General features: G+C 71.6%; 18 protein-coding genes. 5 read left to right on the top strand and 13 right to left on the bottom strand.

The window, feature by feature from the left end; translation table 11 throughout:
- Positions 1-5: 5 nt before the first annotated feature.
- On the bottom strand, positions 6-1379 hold the full coding sequence (locus ACFPIH_RS06430; protein WP_381182108.1) for an amidohydrolase: 1374 nt from the start codon (positions 1377-1379) through the stop codon (positions 6-8).
- 125 nt (positions 1380-1504) lie between these two features.
- Here ACFPIH_RS06430 and ACFPIH_RS06425 point away from each other — a divergent pair, with 125 nt between their 5' ends.
- Positions 1505-2455 (top strand): endonuclease/exonuclease/phosphatase family protein, encoded by a 951-nt coding sequence (locus ACFPIH_RS06425; RefSeq protein ID WP_381182106.1) that lies wholly within the window; start codon positions 1505-1507, stop codon positions 2453-2455.
- 9 nt (positions 2456-2464) lie between these two features.
- On the opposite strand, the gene ACFPIH_RS06420 is transcribed toward ACFPIH_RS06425, so the two are convergent.
- The 5 genes from ACFPIH_RS06420 to ACFPIH_RS06400 all read right to left on the bottom strand — a co-directional run bounded on the left by ACFPIH_RS06420 (position 2465) and on the right by ACFPIH_RS06400 (position 8725).
- On the bottom strand, positions 2465-4339 hold the full coding sequence (locus ACFPIH_RS06420; protein WP_381182104.1) for an FUSC family protein: 1875 nt from the start codon (positions 4337-4339) through the stop codon (positions 2465-2467).
- Positions 4340-4868: 529 nt separating this feature from the next.
- A complete protein-coding gene (locus ACFPIH_RS06415; protein WP_381182102.1) occupies positions 4869-5600 on the bottom strand; it encodes a DUF7873 family protein in 732 nt (243 codons plus the stop codon).
- 41 nt (positions 5601-5641) lie between these two features.
- The gene (locus ACFPIH_RS06410) at positions 5642-6421 is read right to left on the bottom strand and encodes a nucleotidyltransferase domain-containing protein (RefSeq protein ID WP_381182100.1); all 780 of its coding nucleotides are present in this window, start codon (positions 6419-6421) and stop codon (positions 5642-5644) included.
- A 94-nt stretch (positions 6422-6515) separates the two neighbouring features.
- A complete protein-coding gene (locus ACFPIH_RS06405; protein WP_381182098.1) occupies positions 6516-7253 on the bottom strand; it encodes an aspartate/glutamate racemase family protein in 738 nt (245 codons plus the stop codon).
- A gap of 5 nt (positions 7254-7258) precedes the next feature.
- On the bottom strand, positions 7259-8725 hold the full coding sequence (locus ACFPIH_RS06400) for an NCS1 family nucleobase:cation symporter-1 (protein WP_381182096.1): 1467 nt from the start codon (positions 8723-8725) through the stop codon (positions 7259-7261).
- 162 nt (positions 8726-8887) lie between these two features.
- On the opposite strand from ACFPIH_RS06400, the gene ACFPIH_RS06395 reads away from it, so the two are divergent.
- The gene (locus ACFPIH_RS06395; RefSeq protein WP_381182094.1) at positions 8888-9565 is read left to right on the top strand and encodes a GntR family transcriptional regulator; all 678 of its coding nucleotides are present in this window, start codon (positions 8888-8890) and stop codon (positions 9563-9565) included.
- 12 nt (positions 9566-9577) lie between these two features.
- Here ACFPIH_RS06395 and pip read toward each other — a convergent pair whose 3' ends face one another.
- A complete protein-coding gene (gene pip, locus ACFPIH_RS06390) occupies positions 9578-10546 on the bottom strand; it encodes a prolyl aminopeptidase (protein ID WP_381182092.1) in 969 nt (322 codons plus the stop codon).
- A 102-nt stretch (positions 10547-10648) separates the two neighbouring features.
- On the opposite strand from pip, the gene ACFPIH_RS06385 reads away from it, so the two are divergent.
- Positions 10649-10924, top strand: a complete 276-nt coding sequence (locus tag ACFPIH_RS06385) for a DUF6343 family protein (RefSeq protein WP_381182090.1) — start codon at positions 10649-10651, stop codon at positions 10922-10924.
- 22 nt (positions 10925-10946) lie between these two features.
- Here ACFPIH_RS06385 and ACFPIH_RS06380 read toward each other — a convergent pair whose 3' ends face one another.
- The 5 genes from ACFPIH_RS06380 to rpsA all read right to left on the bottom strand — a co-directional run bounded on the left by ACFPIH_RS06380 (position 10947) and on the right by rpsA (position 16434).
- Positions 10947-11327 carry a tetratricopeptide repeat protein gene (locus ACFPIH_RS06380; protein WP_381182088.1) on the bottom strand — a complete coding sequence of 127 codons (381 nt, stop codon included), beginning with the start codon at positions 11325-11327 and terminating at the stop codon, positions 10947-10949.
- Positions 11328-11389: 62 nt separating this feature from the next.
- Complete coding sequence (gene coaE, locus ACFPIH_RS06375; RefSeq protein WP_381182086.1) at positions 11390-12010, bottom strand: dephospho-CoA kinase; 621 nt, start codon at positions 12008-12010, stop codon at positions 11390-11392.
- Positions 12011-12073: 63 nt separating this feature from the next.
- Positions 12074-13012: a PAC2 family protein gene (locus ACFPIH_RS06370; RefSeq protein WP_381182084.1), complete on the bottom strand. Its 939-nt coding sequence runs from the start codon at positions 13010-13012 to the stop codon at positions 12074-12076.
- 107 nt (positions 13013-13119) lie between these two features.
- A complete protein-coding gene (locus tag ACFPIH_RS06365) occupies positions 13120-14649 on the bottom strand; it encodes a flavin monoamine oxidase family protein (RefSeq protein ID WP_381182300.1) in 1530 nt (509 codons plus the stop codon).
- A gap of 276 nt (positions 14650-14925) precedes the next feature.
- Positions 14926-16434: a 30S ribosomal protein S1 gene (gene rpsA, locus ACFPIH_RS06360; protein ID WP_381182082.1), complete on the bottom strand. Its 1509-nt coding sequence runs from the start codon at positions 16432-16434 to the stop codon at positions 14926-14928.
- Positions 16435-16819: 385 nt separating this feature from the next.
- Here rpsA and ACFPIH_RS06355 point away from each other — a divergent pair, with 385 nt between their 5' ends.
- Positions 16820-17641, top strand: a complete 822-nt coding sequence (locus tag ACFPIH_RS06355) for a class I SAM-dependent methyltransferase (protein WP_381182298.1) — start codon at positions 16820-16822, stop codon at positions 17639-17641.
- 115 nt (positions 17642-17756) lie between these two features.
- Positions 17757-20282, top strand: a complete 2526-nt coding sequence (gene hrpB, locus ACFPIH_RS06350; RefSeq protein ID WP_381182296.1) for an ATP-dependent helicase HrpB — start codon at positions 17757-17759, stop codon at positions 20280-20282.
- On the opposite strand, the gene pgfA is transcribed toward hrpB, so the two are convergent.
- The gene (pgfA, locus tag ACFPIH_RS06345) at positions 20272-21264 is read right to left on the bottom strand and encodes a cell envelope lipid trafficking protein PgfA (RefSeq protein WP_381182080.1); all 993 of its coding nucleotides are present in this window, start codon (positions 21262-21264) and stop codon (positions 20272-20274) included. The two genes, hrpB and pgfA, sit on opposite strands and share 11 nt — an antisense overlap.
- Positions 21265-21282: the final 18 nt, after the last annotated feature.

The raw sequence follows: 21282 nt of genomic DNA, 5'->3' as shown, positions 1-21282 counted from the left end.
CGTGGTCAGGTGTCGTAGTCCTGGATGCGGCGGCCGTGGCTGCGGTCGAGGAGCGCGGGCATCCGCCGGCCCAACTCCTCCACCACCGCCGGTACGTCGATGGTCAGGAGTTCGCGGTCGCGCATCAGGATCCGTCCGTCGACGATCGTGGTGCGTACGTCGGCGGCGCGGGCGCTGTGCACCAGGGTCGCGGCGAGGTCGTGGACGGGCTGGGTGTGCGGTCCGGTGAGGTCGACGAGGACGAGGTCGGCCCGCCGTCCGGGGGCGAGGGTGCCGAGGCGGTCGCCGAGTCCGACGGCCCGCGCGCTCTGGAGGGTGGCGTGGTGCAGGGCCTGGCGTGAGGTCAGCCAGCGGGGGTCGCCGGTGGTGGACTTCTGGACGAGGGAGGTGAGGGCCATGGACTCCCATACATCGAGGGAGTTGTTGGAAGCGGCGCCGTCGGTGGCGAGACCGACGGGGATGCCGAGCTCGCGCAGGGCGCGGACGGGGGTGGTGGTGGGCCAGGCGAACTTGAGATAGCCGCGGGGCGCGCTCGCCACGGCCGTACGTCCCCGCGCGCGGGCGAGGACGGGCAGGTCGCGGTCGAGGATGCCGGTGCCGTGGGCGATGAGGAGGTCGGTGCCGAGGAGGCCGGTGCGTTCCAGGACCTCGATGGGGGTGACGCCGTGCCGGGCGAGGCTGGCGTCGGTCTGGTCGCGGTTCTCGGCGGCGTGCAGATGCACGGGCAGGCCGTGGGCCAGGGCGAGTTCGGCGGTGGCGGCGAGATCGGCGTCGGTCACGGTGTAGGGGGCGTGCGGGGCGAGCGCGGTGGTGATGCGGCCGTCGGCCGTGCCGCGGTGGCGCAGCGCGAACTCCAGTGACTCCTCGCGCCCCTGGTCCCCCTGGGAGGAGAAGTACGCCTGTCCCAGATGGGCCCGCATCCCGCATTCCCCGACGACGGCGGCGACCGCGTCCATGGCGAAGTAGTGGTCGGCGAAGCAGGTGACCCCGGCGCGGATCATCTCGGCGCAGGCGAGCCGCGCGCCCAGGTCGACGTCGGCCGGGGTGAGGTTGGACTCGACGGGCCAGACGACGTCGTTGAACCACTCCTCGGTGGGCAGATCCTCGGCGAGGCCGCGCAGGGCCACCATGGGCGCGTGGGTGTGGCAGTTGACGAGCCCGGGCATCGCGACCTGCCCGCGCGCGTCGATCCGCTCGGCGGCGGGAACGCCGGCCGCTTCGGCGGCGCCGAGGACGGCCTCGACGACACCGTCCCGGACGACGATCGCGGCGTCCTCCCGGAAGCCGGCTTCCTCGCGTTCGTCATGCACGAGGACGGTGCAGCCGACGATGACGAGATCGGCGGCGACCCGGGACGGTTCGGGCGGAGAAGGCGTCATCGCGTCAACGTACGACGATGTGATGCCCGTGGATGAGCCGTGGCCCGCATTGTGTCCCGAACCTGTCGCCGGAAGGGGGCTGCCGGGCACCCTGGCGCCAGGAACACCTCCTGGAGGGACGCGGCATGCTCCTCGGCACCTGGAACCTGGAGAACCTGTACCGGCCCGGCGGACCGTTCGGCCCGAAGGACAAGGCGGCGTACGAGGCGAAGCTCGCCGCGCTCGCGGCCGTCGTCACCGCGCTCGATCCGCAGGTGCTCGGAGTGCAGGAGGTCGGCGAGCCGGACGCGCTGACGGATCTGCTGGAGACGGTGGGCGGCACCTGGCACGCGGCGCTGTCCGCGCACCCCGACGGCCGGGGCATCCGGGTCGGGGTGATCAGCCGTACGCCCCTGGAGGTGCTGGCCGACACGCGCGCGTTCCCGGGAGAACTGCACCCGGTGCAGCTGGACGATGCCGGGGCGACCGCGGACGGTTCGGGCCGCGGTCTGTTGGCGGTGGAGACGGTGACGGAGGCCGGGCCGCTGCGGGTGGCGGTGGCGCATCTGAAGTCGAAGCTGCTGTCCTATCCGGGTGATCGTTTCTTCCCGCACGACGAGGGGGAACGGGCCCGTTACGGCGCCTACGCGCTCTACCGCAGGGCCGCCGAGGCGACGGCGCTGCGGGCACTCGCCGACGACCTGCTGGCCGGCGACGGCCGGGAGCGTGACGTGGCGGTGCTCGGCGACCTGAACGACGAGGTACAGGCGGCGACCACGCAGATCCTGCTCGGCCCGCCCGGCTCGGAGATCGGCACGGCCGGCTACGACAGGCCCGACAAGGGCGACGCGGCCCGGCTGTGGGACGTGGCCCCGCTGATCCCCGCCGAGCGCCGCTACTCGCGCGTCAACTCGGGGCGCCGCGAACTGATCGACCACATCCTCACCAGTCACCGCCTGGTCCACCGGCTCACGGAGGCGGGCACGGGCACACCCGGCGAGCAGGAACTGCGGCTCCCGTCGGTGGACGCGGACCCGGCGCCCCGCCGGAACGAGCCGGCCTCGGACCACGCACCGGTGTGGGTGCGAATCGGCTGACGCGCGCTTCTAGGCGGCGGGTGCCGAGAGCCCCGCCCGCTCCCGCTGTACGGCGAGTTCGGCGAGGAGTTCGGCGAGCCGGGCGCGGTGCCCGGGGGCGAGCCGGCCGGTGTCGTCGAGGTGCACGGCGCAGGCGGTGGTGGTGTCGACGAGCCGTTCGAGGACGGCGGCGACCTCGTCCGTGCCCTCGGTGTGCCGGGCCAGGGCGGGCAGTTCGTGGGCGGCGAGCGCGATGGCGGTGCGGGCCTCGGCGAGGGTGCGGTAGGCCTCGCGGCGCAGGGTCCAGCGGGCGGCGCGGTCGTCGGAGCCGGCGGGTCCGTCCCGTCCGTCGAGGACATGGCTGAGGTAGGCGTTCGCGGCGCCGGCGGCCACGGCCAGCCGGGCGCGCACCTGGCCGCCGCGCTCCCCCGGCATGGGCAGATGGCCGACGATCAGCACGATCGCGCAGGCCAGCAGGGTTTCGACGATCCGGCTGACGGAGGCCTGGGGTTCCCCGCCGACCATCACGAGGGCGAGCACGAGGACGGTGACGACGGCGGTCTGGGCGGCGAAGTGCCGGGTGGAGACGGGGACGAGCGCCGCGCAGACGGCGACGAGGGCGATGAGCCCCTCCGGCCGGGGCAGTACGGCGGCGAAGGCGGCGAAGAGCAGCGCCCCGAGCACGGTTCCGGCGGCCCGGCACAGCACCCGGGACACGAGGGGCCCGAGGTCGGGCTTGACCAGGAAGACGGCGGTGGCGGGCAGCCAGTACCAGTGCGAGTGCTGCCCGTACCAGTGGGAGTGGTGCAGGGCCTGCGCGATGGCGGCGCTGGCCCCGAAGCAGAGGGCGACCCGCAGCCCGTACTCGCGCCCGCCGGCTCCGAAGGCGGCCCGCAGCAGATCGCGGGCGCCGCGCCGCCGGGTGTGCAGATCGGCCCCCTGTCCCTGGTCGAAGGCGTCGGCGGCGTGCAGCAGGGCGTCGTCGAGGGCGCGAAGCGCGGGCGCGGACCGGGAGGGCGCGGGCAGCGGCCCGGTGGGCGTGTTCTCGCGTACGGCGGCGGCGAGCCGGCGGGGGCCTTCGGCGGCGCGTTCGGCGACGGGTTCCCCGGCCCAGGCGAGGGCGGTCGCGGCCTCGGCCAGCGGGAGGGCGGAGGCGTACTGGGCGCGCAGCCGGCGTTCGGCGGCGGAGCCGGCCCTGCTGCGCAGCCGGGGTCCGGTGAGGGCGTCCTGGGCGTGGTCGAGGGCGGCGGTGAGTGCGGCGCGGCGGGCGAGGGCGTGCTGAGTACCCGCGGCGCCGAGGAGCGCGGCGACGGCGTCGTACACCCCGGCGACGGCGTCGCGTTCGCCGTCGAAGCGGAAGTCGCCGGTCATGGAGCCGGGCGTGGGCAGTACGAGCCGCAGCGCGAGCAGCCATCCGGCACCGGCGAGGAAGGCGAGGGCCCGCGCCCAGCCGGCCTCGGGCACCGGCATCCCGGCCCCGATCGCCGCCGCGACGAGCAGCTGCGTCCCGGCACCGGAGGCGACGGGCCCGATGGCGCTCATCCCGCCGGCGAGGAGCCCGAGCCCGGTGAGGACGACGGTCAGCGCGACGGCTCCGGCGTGGTCCCCGGCGTACGTCCCGACGAGGATCCCCGCGGCTCCGGCGAGCGCGGGTGCCCCGAGCCGCCTGACGGAGGCCCGCCGGCTGCCGGGCCGGTCGTTGATCCCTGCGAGCATGGCGGCGATGGCCGCGACGACCCCGAGACCGACCCGGTCGACGAGGACCGCGGCAAGCAGCAACGGCCCGGCGGCCAGCGCCCCGCGCGTGACGGCGCTCCAGGGAACGGGCCCGCGCTGGGTCCGCAGCGCGTGGGCGAGCCAGGGGGGCAGAACTGTGCGAACGGCAACGGCGGAACGCGGGGACACATAGCTCCTGTCGTGTCGAGGGCGGGGTGTGCCTTCGGGCGACGGCGGCCGGGGCGGTCAGCTGGTGAGCTGTGCTGTCCACGGTACGGGGCGGTCCTGGAGGAAGCGGGACGATCGCGTTTCCGCCGGGTGACGGACGGCCCGAATCCCGCGTTCTTTATGAACGCAACGCCGGAAGAGCGCTTCTCGTGCCGAAAAGGGTGCGGATACGGGAGCGGGGCCGGAGGCGTAGCCTGCCCCCGGCCCCTGTCGATGCCACCCAAGTCGCACGCCGGCACGCTTGAGGACCCAGGTCAGTCGTGATGTCGTCGCGTCCTGCCTTTGGACCACCGCGCATCGAGCTGTGCGGGCTGGACTTGAACCAGCATTTCGACGTCCGGGGGCCTGGGCCCGGTCGATCCGGCGATCGGCGGCGAATGCTGAGTCTGGAGCGAGAGTCTGAGATTAAAAAAACCATCACGACAAGCTTCAGCTTCAGCTTTGCGCTCCTCGCGCACCCCGGCCACAAAGGACCGGGGGGTCTGGGGAATTACTCGAAGAGATAGCCGAACACCGCGTCCCCGACACGCTGGTCGACGACCTCGACGCCGTTCGCCTCTTCCCGCGCGAATTTCACGGCCTGCTGCAGCTTCTCCACGCGGGCGATTATCTCGTTGATCCGGCGGGCCGGCAGGGCTCCGGAGAACTTCACGGTGGTCCAGTAACCGACCGGGATGTCCTCGTAGTACACCTCGACCTGGGCCGGGTGCTTTTCGGTCGCCTCCGCCTTCACATGGTTGCGGGGCACCTTCTTGGTGCGCAGGGTCCGCACCGGCTCGGTCTTCCACGCGTCGGTGGAGGGGTCCTGCACCCAGGCCTCGGAGGCGTCGAGGACGGGCAGCTTCCGCACGAAGGTGTTGAGGTCGACGAGCTGCTTCTCGAGGAAGAGCAGGTAGGACACGGGTACGTCGGCGACGAGGAGCCGTCCGTCCACCGTGACGTCCGCGCGGGCGGTGCAGTTGGCCCAGTCCTTGGTGGCGGTCACGTCGAACAGCCGGGTCAGTGTGGCCGCGGTGTCCCGCAGCACGTCCTCGGCCTGCACCTGCACGCGGGTCGACTCGGGCGGCAGTTGCTCGCCCTCCTCGTCCTTGGGCTGGTAGGTACGCGAGATACCGGCCAGCAACGCGGGCTTCTGCAGCCCGTGATGGGCTGCGGACAGGTCCTGGTGCGCCTTGGACTTGATGCCCTTCTCGACTGCGATGATCTGATTGAGTTTCGCCACGAGAAGGACAGTAGCAACGGCAACTCGCCTTTCTCCAACGATTATTCGAGAGCGGCTGCGACGCATTCCGCGAAGAGCGACTCGGCGTCTTCGAGTACGGTCACCAGCCGCCCGGAATCGGCGCTCCCGAGACGGGCCACGAGTTCGTCGACGCCTCGCAGTCCCGCCCGCTCCAGCAGCCGTTTCTCATTCGTCACCCATTCTCCTCGCGCCGCCAGCACGGCGTGCCCCGCCTGGATCGCCGCCACGGCGAGCGCACCGGCCGTCTCGGTACGCCGTCCGGCAGCGGCGTGGCTGGCCCTGGCGTAGGCGAGGGTGGCCACCGCGGTGCCGTGCCACCGCTCCCGGGCCGCTCGGCGCAACGCCCCCGGATACGACACGGGACGCGGCGACTCACCTCGCACCACCCGGTTGAGGGCCAGCTCGGCGACGACCAGATAGCTGGGGATCCCCGCGAGGTGGAACATCAACGGCTCCACCCGAAACCGTCCTTGCTCCGCCTCCGCCCACTCGTGTTCGACGGCGTCCAGGTCCCGGTAGTGCACATCGACCCGCCGCCCGTCGACCGTCAGCCACGCACCCCCGTTGAACACCCCGCCGCCCCACCCGCCGATCTCCGACACCTCGCCCTCCCAGCCGACGGCACGCAGGTCGTCGGGGTCGAAGGTGCCGCGGTAGTAGACGGCCAGGTCCCAGTCGCTGTCGGGACGGTGGGTGCCCTGGGCACGGGAGCCGCCGAGCGCCACGGCACGCACACCGGGGAGCACGGCGAGCCGGTCCGCGACGGCGTCGAGGAACGCGGTGTCACCGGGTACGTGCATCGGTCGGGCTCTCCCGGAGGTCGCGGCGGCGGTGGTCTCCGGTGCGGAGGCAAGCGTCTCCGCGCGCGCCGCCCGCTGTCGAACGGTTATCGGCTCACACTCGCGCCGGATCCGTCGCGCCCCACGTCCTCCGCTTCGGCTCCGGCTTCGCGAGGCTTCCCGCCCTGCTTGTCCTCAGCCCCAGCGCCACCAGCGTCTCCGCCAGCTTCACCGCCGCCGCGACCCCGTCGACGACCGGGAGGTCGAGTCTGTCGGTCAGGGTGCGTTGGAGGCCCGTCATGCCGGCGCAGCCCAGGACCAGGACCTCGGCGCCGGCGTCGCGGGCGCGTTCGGCTGCGGCCAGGAAGGCGGCCCGGGTGCGGTCGGGGTCGCCGAGGTCGAGGACACCGAGGCCGGTGCCGATGACGGCGGCGCAGTTGCGGGCGACGCCGGCCAGTTCGAGGCTGTCCTCGATCTGGCCGCAGGAGCGTTCCAGGGTGGTGACGACGCCGTAGCGGCGGCCGAGGAGGCAGGCGAGGTGGGCCGCGGCCTCGGTGATGTCCACGACGGGTACGTCCACCAGTTCGCGGACGCCCTCTCGTCCGTGCTCGCCGAAGCCGGCCATGACGACGGCGTCGTAGGGCGGGCCGTCGTAGGTGCGGAGGGTGTCGATGACGGCCGCCGCCGAGAGGTAGCTGTCCAGCCAGCTCTCCGCCGACTCGGGGCCCCATGCGGGGGTGAGTCCGAGCACGGCGGTGCCCGGGCCGGCCGCGGCCCGGGCACCTCGCACGATCTCCTCGGTCATCTCCTGCGTGGTGTTGCAGTTGGTGACGACGATCCGTACGTTCCGCACGCTGCTCAGACCTCCACGGGCTGCTCGGGCACGGCCGCCCGCTCACTGCGGGTCAGCAGGACGTACAGGCCGGCCGCGAGGGCCGTGCCGATGAACCAGGAGTAGGGGGCGATGTCACTGAAGGTCTTCACCAGGGCGAGGACCGCAGCGAGAGCGGCCGAGGGCAGGAACGCCCACAGCGCCTTGGGGTTGACGCCCTTGCGGTAGTAGTAGCGGGAGCCGGGGGCGGCGTCGAAGAGTTCGTCGACGTCGACCCTGCCGCGCTTGACCCAGTAGTAGTCGACCATGATCACGCCGAACAGCGGGCCGAGGAAGGCGCCGAGGCCGCCGAGGAAGTAGTTGACGACGGTGGGGTTGGAGAAGAGGTTCCAGGGGGTGACGACCAGCGCGGCGACCGTGCTGATCATGCCGCCGATCCTGAAGGTGATCTTCTGCGGCCAGACGTTGGCGAGGTCGTACGCCGGGGAGACGAAGTTGGCGACGATGTTGACGCCCATGGTGGCGACGGCGAAGGTGAGCGCGGACAGGACCAGCACCCAGGTGTTGCCGACCTTGGCGACCAGTTCCGCCGGGTCGGTGATGGCCTCGCCGAACACCTCGAGGGAGCCGGCGGTGACGATCACGGAGACCACCACGAACGCGGTCGAGTTGATCGGCAGGCCCCAGAAGTTGCCGCGCCGGACGGTCCTGTAGTCGGGTGCGAAGCGGGAGAAGTCGCAGAAGTTGAGCATCAGCGTGCCGTAGGTGGCGAGGATCAGTCCGATCGCGCCGAACCACTGCCGCCACTGCTCGCCGACGGAGACCGGATGCGGGGTGGTGGTGAGGGAGATGGTCCAGCCGGCCTTGGCCAGCACCCAGACCGCGAGCGCGATCATGACGAGCCAGATCGCCGGGCCGCAGAAGTCCTGGAACTTGCGCACCGACTCCATGCCCTGGCTGATGATCACCGCCTGGATCAGCCACAGCGACACGAAGGACACCCAGCCGAGGGCGTCCAGGCCGAGGAAGGAGTGGTGCGTCCAGGACTCCAGGCCGGGCCAGGCGGCCAGCAGCATCACGTTGACGGCGACGGAGGCCAGGTAGGTCTGGATGCCGTACCACATGATGGCGATCACGGCCCTGATCAGCGCCGGGATATTGGCACCCCAGACACCGAAGCTGATCCGGCCGATCACCGGGAAGGGCACTCCGTGCCGCTGGCCGATCCTCCCCATCCAGTTCATGCCGACGTAGATGAGCACGAAGCCGACCAGGAGGGAGGTGAAGACCTGCCAGACGTTCATGCCGAGGACGAACAGACCGGCCGCGAACGTGTAGTTGCCGAGGTTGTGGACGTCGGACATCCACATGGCGAAGAGGTCGAAGACCTTCCAGTTGCGCTTCTGGGCGGGCGCGAGGTCTTCGTTGGTGAGCCGGGGGTCGGGGACGAACGCTGGTGCGCCGGTGGCTTCGGCGCTGTCGGCGAGGGACACGGGGCCTCCATGGACGACGGGAGCGGGAGGTGGCGGAGGGCTGACAACCGAGTCGTTTGGTATACCAAACTGCCGTCATGGTCCTCCCGTCAAGCGTTCCGACCGATGTCCGCCCCGTTACGGCTCAGTAAAAGCACCCGCGCGTCGGCGAAGATGGCACTCATGAGCTCCACGGCCAAGATCGAACCCCTCGGCGCGGTGCGCGAACGCGTCCTGGCCACCCTGCGGCAGGACATCATCGCGGGCCGCCTGCGCCCCGGCGACCGGCTCGTCGAACGCGAACTGGCCGACCGGTTCGGGGTCTCCCGGGTACCGGTCCGGGAGGCGATCCGGTCCCTGGTCTCCGAGGGCTTCGTCCACTTCGAGTCCGCCCGCCGCACGGTCGTCCGCCGGCTCACCCCCGGCGACGTCAAGGAACTCTTCGAACTGCGCGAGGCCCTAGAGGTCTACGCGGCCGGGCTGGCCGCGGCACGGGCCACCCCGGAGTCCCTCGCCGAACTGCGCGGACTGCTCGACCAGGCGGCCACGGCCACCGCGGCCGGAGACGCCGACACCATCACCGACGTCAACACCCGCCTCCACGACGCCATCCTGGCCATGGCCGGCAACAGCCTGCTGAGCTCGGTGATGGAACCGGTCGACGGCCGGCTCCGCTGGCTCACCCGGCAGAACGAGGAGTGGCCCCAGCTCCTCACCGAACACCGCGAGCTGTACGAGGCCATCGCCTCCGGCGACCCCGACCGCGCCCGTACCCACGCCCTGAACCACGTCCAGGCCAACTACCGGTCGACCATCCGCCATCTCTTCGGCGACCTGGCGGAGCAACCGCCCTCCGCGTAGCGACCGCCGGCTTCAGCGACGGGCGTACCCGTCCGTCGCCGCCACCAGCGCCTCCACCATGCTCGGTGCGCCCGCGTTGTGGCCGACCTGGTCCACGGTCACCAACTCGCTGTCCGGCCAGGCGTGGTGGAGCTGCCAGACGATGCCAAGCAGGTTGCCGAAGTCGAGGCTGCCCTGCACGAGGGTGCCGGGGATCCCCTTGAGAAGGTGCGCGTCACGCAGGACCACGCCCTGCCCGTCGGTCTCCTCCCCCAGGAAGTGGCCCTTGCCCCAGTAGTGCGTGACGGTGCGGGCGAATCCCATGCGGAACTCCGGGTTCTCGAACCGCGGCACGGACCGCGGCGGTGCGGGAATGATCGCGGTCTCCCAGTCGGTCCACGCCCGCGCCGCCCGCTCCCGCACCCCCGGGTCGGGCGACTCCAGCAGCCGGTTGTACGCGGCGGCGAGGTTGCCCTCCCGCGCCGCACCCTCCGGCAGCCCGTCCAGAAACCGCTCGAACGCCTCCGGGAAGACCTGCCCGAGCCCCCTGGTCAGCAGCTCCACCTCCGCCTCGGAGCCGGTCGCCACCCCGGTCAGCACCAGCTCGCTCACAACCCCGGGATGCGTCTGCGCGTACCGCAGCGCCAGTATCGACCCCCACGACACACCCCACACCAGCCACCGCCCGATCCCCAACCGCCCGCGCAGCAGTTCCAGATCGGCCAGCAGGTGCGCCGTGGTGTTGACGCTCATGTCGGTGTCGTACGCGCTCGCCCGCGGCACGGACCGGCCGCAGCCGCGCTGGTCGAGCAGCACGATCCGGTACGCCTCCGGATCGAACAGCCGCCGCGCCCAGGGCGTGGCCCCGGATCCCGGTCCGCCGTGCAGCACCAGCGCGGGCTTGCCGCGCGGGTTCCCGCAGGTCTCCCAGTACATGAGGTTGCCGTCGCCGACGTCGAGCATGCCGTGGTCGTACGGTTCGATCTCCGGATACAGGCCCATCCGGGCACCCTAGGGCGCGGGCGCCCCGCAGGGAGAGTCAATTTCCCGCTATGTGAACTTTCCCCGCTCAGGGCCGGGGAGTACGTTTCAGGAGAGGGAGTGATGGACCCGATGCGTACGGGCAGTGAGCCGACGACAGCGCGCAGTGCACTGAGGATGCGTCTCTGGCTGAGCGTGTGGGGGCTCGTGTGGGCGGTCTTCGGGACAGCCGCGTTCGCCCTCGCCGGGCGTCCTGGGTGGGCCGCCGCGTGCGGGGTGCTCTGGCTGGTGGTCACCGTCGACCTGACGAGGATCGTCAAGCACATCCGCCAGGGCCCGCACTACCAGCCGGGCCGGGACATTCCGCCGTACCGGCCGCCGGAACGCCGCCACCCCTGAGGCCGACCGGAAGGGGGCGCGCTCATGTCTCGAAGCGCGCGGCCTTCAGGTACTGCGGATTCGGGTCCAGCGCCGCCGCCAGCCGGAAGTGCCGCTTGGCCTGGTCGCCGCGCCCTTGGCGCTCGTAGGTCCGGGCGAGCGCGAAGTGCGCGAACGCGTTGTCCGGCTCCCGCTCCAGGACGACGGTGAACTCCAGCTCGGCGGGCCGCAGTTGCGCGGCGGCGAAGAAGGCACGCGCGCGCAGCAGACGGGCGGCGGTGTTCTCGGGGTGCGCGGCGATGACACCGTCGAGCAGTTTCACCGCGCCCCGCGGGTCCCGTGCGGCGAGCAACTGCTCAGCGGCACGGAAGTCGATGACATGCGTCTCCGGAGTACGTCCGGTCGAACCGCTGGTATCGGGCACGGAAAGTTCCTTCCCTTGCTGGGCGGCTTCAACGCACGGAGCGCGCCCCCCTGTTCCTCGGCCTACTCCTCGGCGGACTCCTGTCGGCCGTGGGCCCTGCGCGCCAGGCCGGCCCACACCTCCGCGACGCGTCGTCGCAGTTCCGGCAGGGGTACGTCGTTGTCGATCACGATGTCCGCGATCTTCCGGCGCTGCTCCCGGGTCGCCTGCGCGGCCATACGCGCGCGTGCGTCGTCCTCCGTCATACCGCGCAGCCGGACCAGCCGGTCGAGCTGGGTCGCCGTATCGGCGTCGACGACGACCACGAGGTCGTACAGCCCGGAGAGGCCGTTCTCGGTGAGGAGCGGGACATCGTGGACGACGACGGCGTCCTCGGGGGCGGCGGATTCCAGTGCGCGGGAGCGGGCGCCGACCAGGGGGTGCACGATCGAGTTGAGCACGGCGAGTTTCTCGGGGTCGGCGAAGACGATCGAGCCGAGGCGGGGACGGTCGAGGCTGCCGTCCGGGGCCAGCACATCCGTGCCGAAGGCCTCGACAACCGACGCCAGGCCGGGTGTGCCGGGGGCGACGACCTCACGCGCGATGCGGTCCGCGTCGATCAGTACGGCGCCGCACTCGACGAGCAGCCGCGACACCTCGCTCTTGCCGGCGCCGATCCCACCGGTCAGGCCCACCTTCAGCATGAGCCGAAGCTTAGGGCCTGCCGGCGTCGACGCACCCGGCAGGCCCCGAGCTGTTCAGGCCGTTCAGTTGTCGCCCTCCCGCTCCGCCAGGAACTTCTCGAACTCCAGCCCGATCTCGTCCGCCGACGGGATGTCCACCGGCTCGGCCAGCATGTTTCCGCGGACCTCCGCGCCCGCCGCGGCGTCGTACTGGTGTTCAAGACCCTGGACGAGCGCGGTGAGCTCCTCGTCGCCCTCCTGGATCTGCCGGTCGATCTCCGTCTGCGTACGGTGCGCGTCGGTGCGCAGGGCGTGGGCGATGCCCGGCAGGACAAGACCGGTCGCCGCCGTGATCGCCTCCAGGACCGTCAGGGCCGCGTCCGGGTAGGAGGAGCGGGCGATGTAGTGCGGGACATGCGCGGCGACGCCCAGGACGTCATGGCCGGCCTCCATCAGGCGGTACTCCACGAGCGCCTCGGCACTGCCGGGGACCTGCGCCTCGTCGAAGGGGCTGCGGTGGCCCGGGACGAGGTCGTTGCGGTTGCCGTGCGGGGTGAGGCCCACCGGGCGGGTGTGCGGGACGCCCATCGGGATGCCGTGGAAGTTCACGGCCAGGCGGACGCCGAGCCGCTCCACGATCTGCTTCACGGCCACGGCGAAGCGCTCCCACTCCACGTCCGGCTCGGGGCCGGACAGCAGCAGGAAGGGCGCTCCGGTGGTGTCCTGGACGAGCCGCACCTCGATGGAGGGCTCCTCGTACTCCGTCCAGCGGTCACGCTTGAAGGTCAGCAGCGGTCTGCGCGCGCGGTAGTCCACCAGCCGGTCGTGGTCGAACCGTGCGACGACCTGGTGCGGCAGCGTGTCGAGAAGCCGGTCGACGATCTGGTCGCCGGTCTCGCCCGCGTCGATGTACCCGTCGAAGTGGTAGAGCATGACAAGTCCGGCCGACTCCTGGGCCAGCGCCATGTCGACGACAGCCAGCCCCTTCGGCTCCCATGCGTACAAACCCTGCGGATCAAGCACTTGGACCGCTCCTCCTCGTGTTCGTACATCACAACGCGCGGCGGGGCGTGGGCATTCCCGGCCCCACGCCCCTGATCAGGTGACTCCCGGCGACTATCGACGACCTCTCATTCGGCGAGCACACGCGTGTGCAGCGCGGTCACGGCCCGGCGGGCCGAGGTGAAGGCGCCGTGCTGCCAGGCGTCGGTGTAGCTGAGCCAGTCTCCCGCGAAGTGGACACGTCCGGTGGGTTCGTTCAGCGGCCGGTAGCGGGGGTCGTCGGGGCCGCCCGGGGTGCTGTGCCAGGCCGCTTCCAGGTGCGGGGTCTGACGCCAGTGGTGGGAGAAGGAGGAGACGAGTTCGGTGCGGTACTTGGCGCCGTAGATCTTCACACCGGCGGCCACGGCCCGCCCCTCGCGCCCCTTGGGGGTGAGCCTGGCGTAGGAGTCGGCGTCGGCGCCGTAGTTGTAGTAGCCGATGAGGACGCCGCGCTCGCCGTGGAAGCCGTACGACGGATGCCAGATGTGCGTGACGTCCTGGTCGGTCTCGGTGATGCCGCCGTAGATCCGGTGGTCGAGCTCCCACCAGCGCGAGCGGTACTCCAGTCCGATCTTGGCGGCGGACGACGGGGTGATCGCCTCCAGGGCGCTCTGCACGCCGGAGCCCAGGTTGTGCGGCACCTTGGCGAGGATGTTGGGCGGAAGCGCGGCGACGCAGTAGTCGGCCTCGACGACTCTCGTACGGCCACCCTGGGTGTACGTGACGCTGACGCCGCTCCCGGTGTCGGTGATCTTCGAGACCACCGCTCCCGTACGGATCCGGCGCGCGCCGCCGATCGCCCGCGTGAGCGCCGCCGGTATCCGGTCCATGCCGCCGACCGGCTGGAACATCAGCATGGCCTGGTCGAAGCCGAACTCGAAGGAGAAGTAGCGCCCGACGCCGCTGGCGAAGACCTCCGAGGCGGCCGGCACGTCCCCGAGCAGCACGCCCGGGGTCCCGGCCGCGGCGGGGACAGTCGTGTAGCCGCGGCGCTCGCCGCCCTCGTACGTCAGTGTGTCGCCGAGTTCGCCCCAGTCCTTGAGGAACTCGACGAGCCGTTCCCGGTCGTCGGCCGTCAGCTCCGCGTCGAGGGCGCCGGTGTCGGTGGCCTTGGCGAGCAGCTCCGAGACATAGCCGTAGACGTCGGCCTTGGCGGTGCGGTGGCGCTGCGGTCTCGTCATGCCGGCGGACTCGTTGTACAGATAGGCGTCCGCGTTGACGTTGGTGAACACCTCGATGGGGACACCAAGTTCACGGCAGTAGTCGAGGGTGACCATCCACTGGGGGATGCGGGCGGGCCCGGCGTTCATGTAGTGCCCGTCGGCGAAGCGGGCGGTCTGCCGGTTGCCGTAGAGGTCGGTGGTGGTGTCGCCGCCGCGTACGGTGAAGTTGCGGCCTCCGGCGCGGTCCCTGGCCTCCAGGACCGTACAGTCGTAGCCCGCCTTGCCCAGTTCGTAGGCGGCGGTGAGGCCGGCGATACCGCCGCCGACGATGACGACCCTGGCGGCGGCCCGGCCGGTGAGGTGGAAGTCGCTCGTGCTGGGCGCCCGGAAGGGCGTCTCGCGCGGGGCGGCCTGGGCGGTGGGGGCGAGGCCGAGGGCTCCCATGGTGGCGAACATGGTCCCGGCGCCACCGGTGAGGCCGACGTTCCGCAGGAACGTCCGCCGACTCGTTCCCGACCCGTGCTGAGGCTGTGGCATGACCGCTCTCCCCTTCCGATCTTGAACGAAGACCGGGGAAGCGTCCCAACTACGCGTTACGGAGCGGCAGTTACTCGTGTATCCCGCACGTTTCCACAAGGGCTCCCGTCCAGCGGGCTGGACGGGAGCACGGCTGAGGGCCCGTACCTCGAAAGGTACGGGCCCTCAGCTCAGGAGCTACTGCTCAGTCGGGCGTCAGCTCTGCCCGCCCGCCAGCTTCTCGCGCAGAGCGGCCAGCGCCTCGTCCGAAGCGAGGGCACCAGAGGTGTCCGCGCCCTCGGAGGAGTACGAGCCACCACCGCCGCCGCCGGACGCGGCCGGAGCCGCACCCGCCGCGTCGCCGCCCTCGGCGGCAGCCGCGGCGTCCGCCTCGCGGGACTTGATGACCTGCTGCTGGTGCTGCTCGAAGCGGGTCTGCGCCTCGGCGTACTGGTTCTCCCACACCTCCCGCTGGGACTCGTAGCCCTCGAGCCAGTCGTTGGTCTCGGGGTCGAAGCCCTCGGGGTAGATGTAGTTGCCCTGGTCGTCGTACGACGCGGCCATGCCGTAGAGCGTCGGGTCGAACTCGACCGAGGCCGGGTCGGAACCGAACGACTCGTTGGCCTGCTTCAGCGAGAGGCTGATGCGACGGCGCTCGAGGTCGATGTCGATGACCTTGACGAAGATCTCGTCGTTGACCTGGACGACCTGCTCCGGGATCTCCACGTGGCGCTCGGCCAGCTCGGAGATGTGCACCAGACCCTCGATGCCCTCGTCCACGCGGACGAACGCACCGAACGGAACCAGCTTCGTGACCTTTCCGGGCACGACCTGGCCGATCTGGTGGGTGCGGGCGAACTGCTGCCACGGGTCTTCCTGGGTCGCCTTCAGCGACAGGGAGACACGCTCGCGGTCCATGTCGACGTCGAGGACCTCGACGGTGACTTCCTGGCCGACCTCGACAACCTCGGAGGGGTGGTCGATGTGCTTCCAGGACAGCTCGGAGACGTGCACCAGACCGTCGACGCCACCCAGGTCCACGAAGGCACCGAAGTTGACGATCGAGGAGACGACGCCGGAACGGACCTGACCCTTCTGCAGGGTCGTGAGGAACGTCTGGCGGACCTCGGACTGGGTCTGCTCCAGCCAGGCACGGCGGGACAGGACCACGTTGTTGCGGTTCTTGTCCAGCTCGATGATCTTGGCCTCGAGCTCCTTGCCCACGTAGGGCTGGAGGTCGCGGACACGGCGCATCTCGACGAGGGAAGCCGGCAGGAAGCCACGGAGGCCGATGTCGAGGATGAGACCACCCTTGACGACCTCGATGACGGTACCGGTGACGATGCCGTCCTCTTCCTTGATCTTCTCGATGGTGCCCCAGGCACGTTCGTACTGGGCGCGCTTCTTCGAGAGGATCAGGCGGCCTTCCTTGTCCTCCTTCTGGAGAACAAGGGCTTCGATCTCGTCACCGACGGCGACGACCTCGTTGGGGTCGACGTCGTGCTTGATCGAGAGCTCGCGGCTCGGGATGACACCTTCGGTCTTGTAACCGATGTCGAGCAGGACCTCGTCCCGGTCGACCTTCACGATGACGCCGTCGACGATGTCGCCGTCGTTGAAGTACTTGATCGTCTCGTCGATCGCGGCGAGGAAAGCTTCCTCGTTACCGATGTCGTTGACCGCTACCTGCGGAGTGGTAGAGGTGGTCTCGGTGCTGCTCGTCATGTGGGAAAGGGCTCCGGTACGGACAGTGAGTCGTAGGTACTGCTACGCCGGGAGCCCGTATCGCTCTGAAGAAGCCGGACAGCCAAGGAAGCGCCCCGCCGGTGAACCGACGACGGCGCCTCGAAAACCGAGGGGACTACAACAGATGCGAGCGCAGCCTGCTATGTCTGAGGTGCGCAGGCCCGCAGCGCAACTTGTAGCATACGGGGGCAGCCGGACAGGGTCAATGCGCGAAGGCGCACACCCGGGGCGGATCGCCGCATACCCGGCACACAACCTGTCTCCTGAGGCCACGCGGGCCGCAGGAACGCTCTCCGGTGACACCCCGGCGGCACCGCCGACGGGTTGCACGGAAGAGCCGCAGACTAATACGAGGGAGCCGATCATCCAAGAGCCCGCATCGTCCGACGCGGCTTTCGAGCCGGAGGCCACCCGACGCGACGCCGACGTCGCGGAGAGCGCCCGGGCCAACCGGGGCTGGTGGGACCGCAACGCGGACGAATACCAGATCGAACACGGCACGTTCCTCGGCGACGACCGCTTCGTGTGGGGCCCCGAGGGCCTGGACGAGGTGGAGGCGGAGCTGCTCGGCCCGCCCGAGGACCTCAAGGGCCGCGCGGTCCTGGAGATCGGCGCCGGCGCCGCCCAGTGCGCGCGCTGGCTGGCCGCCCAGGGCGCGCGTCCGGTGGCCCTGGACCTCTCCCACCGCCAGCTCCAGCACGCGCTGCGCATCGGCGGCCCCTTCCCGCTGGTGTGCGCCGACGCGGGCGCGCTGCCCTTCGCGGACGGCTCCTTCGACCTGGCCTGCTCGGCGTACGGGGCGCTGCCCTTCGTGGCCGATCCGGTGCTGGTGCTCAAGGAGGTCCACCGCGTCCTGCGCCCCGGCGGCCGGTTCGTGTTCTCGGTGACCCATCCGATCCGCTGGGCCTTCCCGGACGAGCCGGGCCCCGAGGGCCTGTCCGTCTCGGCCTCCTATTTCGACCGCACGCCGTACGTCGAGGTGGACGAGCAGGGCGACGCGGCCTACGTCGAGCACCACCGCACCGTCGGCGACCGGGTCCGTGACGTCGTGGCCGGCGGTTTCCGTCTGGTCGACCTGGTCGAGCCGGAGTGGCCGGCCTGGAACACCGCCGAGTGGGGCGGCTGGTCCCCGCTGCGCGGGAATCTGATCCCGGGCACGGCGATCTTCGTCTGCGAACGGGACTGAGGGACCGGACACATCCGTCGCCCTCGCGCGCGTGCACCTTATGTTCGCACGCGCGCGTGGGCGCGGTACGCGCGCGTAGGGCGCGTTTTCGGCGGCGTACGACACTAGGGGCGTGATCCTCCGTTACGACGCCCTCGACGCGTTGCCCGTCAGGGCCGCCCTGCCCGCCCTGACCGCCGCTCTGGACGGGCCCGGCACCGCCGTCCTGGCCGCGCCGCCCGGCACCGGCAAGACGACGCTGGTGCCGCTGGCGCTGGCCGGGCTGCTGGACGGGGGTCCCGCGCGGCGGGTGGTCGTGGCCGAGCCGCGGCGGATCGCGGTGCGGGCGGCGGCGCGGCGCATGGCGTGGCTGCTGGGCGAGCGGCCCGGGGAGAGCGTGGGCTTCACGGTGCGCGGCGAGCGGGTCGTCGGCCGGCACACGCGCGTGGAGGTCGTCACGACCGGTGTACTGCTGCAACGACTCCAGCGCGACCAGGAGCTGACGGGCGTCGACGTCGCCATGCTCGACGAGTGCCACGAACGGCACCTGGACGCGGACACGTCGGCCGCGTTCCTGTGGGACGTACGCGAGACACTGCGGCCCGAGCTGCGGCTGGTGGCCGCCTCCGCGACGACCGACACGGAGGGGTGGGCGCGGCTGCTGGGCGGGGCGCCGGTGGTCGAGGCCCGGGGGACGGCGTACGACGTCGAGGTGGTCTGGGCGCCGCCGGCCCGTCCGGTACGGCCGCCGCACGGGATGCGGGTGGATCCGGCGCTGCTCGCACACGTGGCCTCGGTGGTGCGGCGGGCGCTGGCCGAGCGGTCGGGGGACGTGCTGTGCTTCCTGCCGGGCGTCGGGGAGATCGCCCGGGTCGCGGGGCAGCTCGGGGACCTGGGCGGGGTGGACGTGCTCCAGGTGCACGGGCGGGCGCCGGCGGCCGTGCAGGACGCGGTGCTGGTGCCGGGCGAAAGGCGCCGGGTGGTGCTGGCCACCGCCGTCGCGGAGTCCTCGCTGACGGTTCCGGGTGTGCGCGTGGTCGTCGACTCGGGGCTGGCTCGCGAGCCCCGGGTGGACCACGCGCGCGGGCTGAGCGCGCTGACGACCGTACGGGCCTCGCAGGCGTCCGGGCGGCAGCGGGCCGGGCGCGCGGGGCGTGAGGCGCCGGGTGCGGTGTACCGGTGCTGGGCGGAGGCGGAGGACGGGCGTCTGCCGCGGTTCCCGGCACCGGAGATCAAAGTGGCCGACCTCGCCTCGTTCGCCCTCCAGGCGGCCTGCTGGGGCGATCCCGGGGCGTCCTCGCTGGCGTTGCTGGATCCGCCGCCGGGCGGCGCGATGGCGGCGGCGGGGCGTCTGCTGACGGCCGTGGGGGCGGTCGACTCCGCCGGCCGGGCCACGGGCAGGGGGCTGCGGCTGGCCCGGCTGGGGTTGCACCCCCGGCTGGGGCGGGCCTTGCTCGACGGGGCCTCGCGAGTGGGGGTGGAGCGGGCCGCGGAGGTCGTCGCCCTGTTGAGCGAGGAGGCTCCGCGGGAGTACGGCGATGATCTGGCGGGTGCGTTGCGCGGCGCTCGGCGTGGGGGTGACGCCTATGGTGCGCGGTGGCGTGCTGAGGTCCGGCGACTGCGGGCCGTCGCCTCCGAGGGCATTTCCCACCCACCCGCCCGTGACTCCCGGCTGCAAAGCGAGGTAGAGCCACATCAAGTTGCCGGACTTGTCGCCGCCCTCGCGTATCCGGAGCGGGTCGCCAAGTTCGACAGCGGGTCGTATCTCATGATCTCCGGTACCCGGGCCGAGGTCTCCGACGGGTCCCCGCTGCGCGGGGCGCCCTGGCTGGCCGTCGCCGTGGCGGACCGGCCCGTCGGGAAGGGGCACGCGCGGGTGCGGCTCGCCGCGGTCGTGGACGAGGAGGTCGCGCGGCTCGCGGCCGGCGCGCTGCTCGACGAGCGGGACGAGGTCCACTGGGCCGACGGGGACGTCGTGGCGCGGCGGGTGGAGCGGCTGGGGGCGGTGGAGCTGGCGGTGCGCCCGCTGCGGAACGCCGACGCCGGGCTCGTACGCGAGGCGCTGCTGGACGGGCTGCGGCAGGAGGGGCTGCGGCTGCTGCGGTGGTCGGCGGATGCCGGCGTACTGCGGCAGCGGCTGGCGTTCCTGCGGCTGCACCTGGGCGAGCCGTGGCCGGACGTCTCGGACGCGTCGCTCCACGCGCGCGTGGAGGAGTGGCTGGAGCCCGAGCTGAGCCGGGCCCGGCGGCGGGCCGATCTCGCGCGGATCGACGCCGGTCAGGCGCTGGGGCGGCTGCTGCCGTGGGCCTCGGGCGAGGCGGCGCGGCTGGAGGAGCTGGCGCCCGAGCGGATCGCCGTACCGAGTGGGTCCAGGATCCGGATCGACTACGGGGATCCGGAACAGCCCGTTCTCGCGGTGAAGTTGCAGGAGATGTTCGGACTGCAGGAGTCGCCACGGGTCGCGGGGGTGCCGCTGCTGGTGCATCTCCTCTCCCCCGCCGGTCGGCCCGCGGCCGTCACCGCCGATCTCGCGTCGTTCTGGAAGGACGGCTACAAGGGGGTGCGGGCGGAGCTGCGGGGGCGGTATCCGAAGCATCCGTGGCCCGAGGACCCGGCCTCTGCCGAGCCGACCCGGCACACCAACGCGCGGCTCAGGCGGTGACCGGCTCGGGGTCGGGGGCCCGGGCGGGCTCGCGCGGAACCGGACGGCGGCTGCGGGCCTCCAGGCAGAGGGACAGGACGAGCAGCAGGGCGCCGAGGGCGAGGAAGGCCTTGGGCAGGTAGGACGTCAGCAGCAGGACCAGGGTGCGGTTGTGCTTGACCAGGGCGACCGTGCTCTCGACGTAGTCCTCGCGCATCTTCACATGGCCCGCGAACGCGGTGACCTTGGCCCGGCCGCCGAGGAGGGTGCCGCCGCGCAGTTCCTCCTTGTGGATCTCCTCGCCGTTGACGGGCGCTCCGGTGAGCGGTTCGACCCAGAACTTGCGGACCGTGGTGTACCAGCGGGTGGTGCCGGTCGCGGCGACGTCCTCGGGGGTGATGCCGGCGACGGGCATGGCCTTCGGCATGGAGACCTTGGTCCAGGGGATGGTCTGCTCGAAGTAGTAGACCTTCACGCCGCGGAAGTTCTGGGTGCCCTTGTAGTGGATGGGGTTCGTGGTGCGGGTCTGCGCGTCGAAGTACTGGTAGTCCCGTTTCTCGGTCATGAAGGGCCACTTGAACTCGATGCCCTCGCGGCGGACCGGGTCGCCGTCGACCATCTCGCCGGCGGCGTGGACGGGTTCCTGGCTGTGGGCGTCGAAGATGTAGCGCTCGGGGAGCTTGGAGACCATCTTGCCGTCGGGGCCCTGGATGTAGGACAGGCCGTCCCAGACGACGACGTCCCGCCCCGCGGTCTTCTCGATCTTCTCGGAGGCCTCCACGTTGCCCTTGAGGGTCTGCACGATGGTCACCTTGGGCACCGTGCGGGCGGTGAAGCCGTTGTAGTCGAGGAGGGTCGCGTTCTTCGCCTCCAGGACCATGGTCTGGTACTCGTTCGGCGGGATCTTGGCCAGGCGCGGGAAGGCGTACCAGCGCAGCAGCGGGGACAGCGCCGCGAAGAACACGGCGAGGGCGAGCAGGACCAGGCTTGCCTTGCGGCGCATCTCGGCCTCCCTACGGCG

Source organism: Streptomyces vulcanius, from assembly GCF_042653945.1.
GTDB lineage: Bacteria > Actinomycetota > Actinomycetes > Streptomycetales > Streptomycetaceae > Streptomyces > Streptomyces mangrovi.
Note: the sequence above shows the minus strand (reverse complement) of the source record. Positions and strands in the feature narration are given on the sequence as shown.

Excerpts from the sequence above, each read along its gene's own strand:
- ACFPIH_RS06430 (WP_381182108.1), bottom strand. The coding sequence starts at position 1,379 with ATGACGCCTTCTCCGCCCGAACCGTCCCGGGTCGCCGCCGATCTCGTC.
- ACFPIH_RS06425 (WP_381182106.1), top strand. The coding sequence starts at position 1,505 with ATGCTCCTCGGCACCTGGAACCTGGAGAACCTGTACCGGCCCGGCGGA.
- ACFPIH_RS06410 (WP_381182100.1), bottom strand. The coding sequence starts at position 6,421 with ATGCACGTACCCGGTGACACCGCGTTCCTCGACGCCGTCGCGGACCGG.
- ACFPIH_RS06395 (WP_381182094.1), top strand. The coding sequence starts at position 8,888 with ATGAGCTCCACGGCCAAGATCGAACCCCTCGGCGCGGTGCGCGAACGC.
- pip (WP_381182092.1), bottom strand. The coding sequence starts at position 10,546 with ATGGGCCTGTATCCGGAGATCGAACCGTACGACCACGGCATGCTCGAC.
- ACFPIH_RS06385 (WP_381182090.1), top strand. The coding sequence starts at position 10,649 with ATGGACCCGATGCGTACGGGCAGTGAGCCGACGACAGCGCGCAGTGCA.
- coaE (WP_381182086.1), bottom strand. The coding sequence starts at position 12,010 with ATGCTGAAGGTGGGCCTGACCGGTGGGATCGGCGCCGGCAAGAGCGAG.
- ACFPIH_RS06365 (WP_381182300.1), bottom strand. The coding sequence starts at position 14,649 with ATGTTCGCCACCATGGGAGCCCTCGGCCTCGCCCCCACCGCCCAGGCC.
- rpsA (WP_381182082.1), bottom strand. The coding sequence starts at position 16,434 with ATGACGAGCAGCACCGAGACCACCTCTACCACTCCGCAGGTAGCGGTC.
- pgfA (WP_381182080.1), bottom strand. The coding sequence starts at position 21,264 with ATGCGCCGCAAGGCAAGCCTGGTCCTGCTCGCCCTCGCCGTGTTCTTC.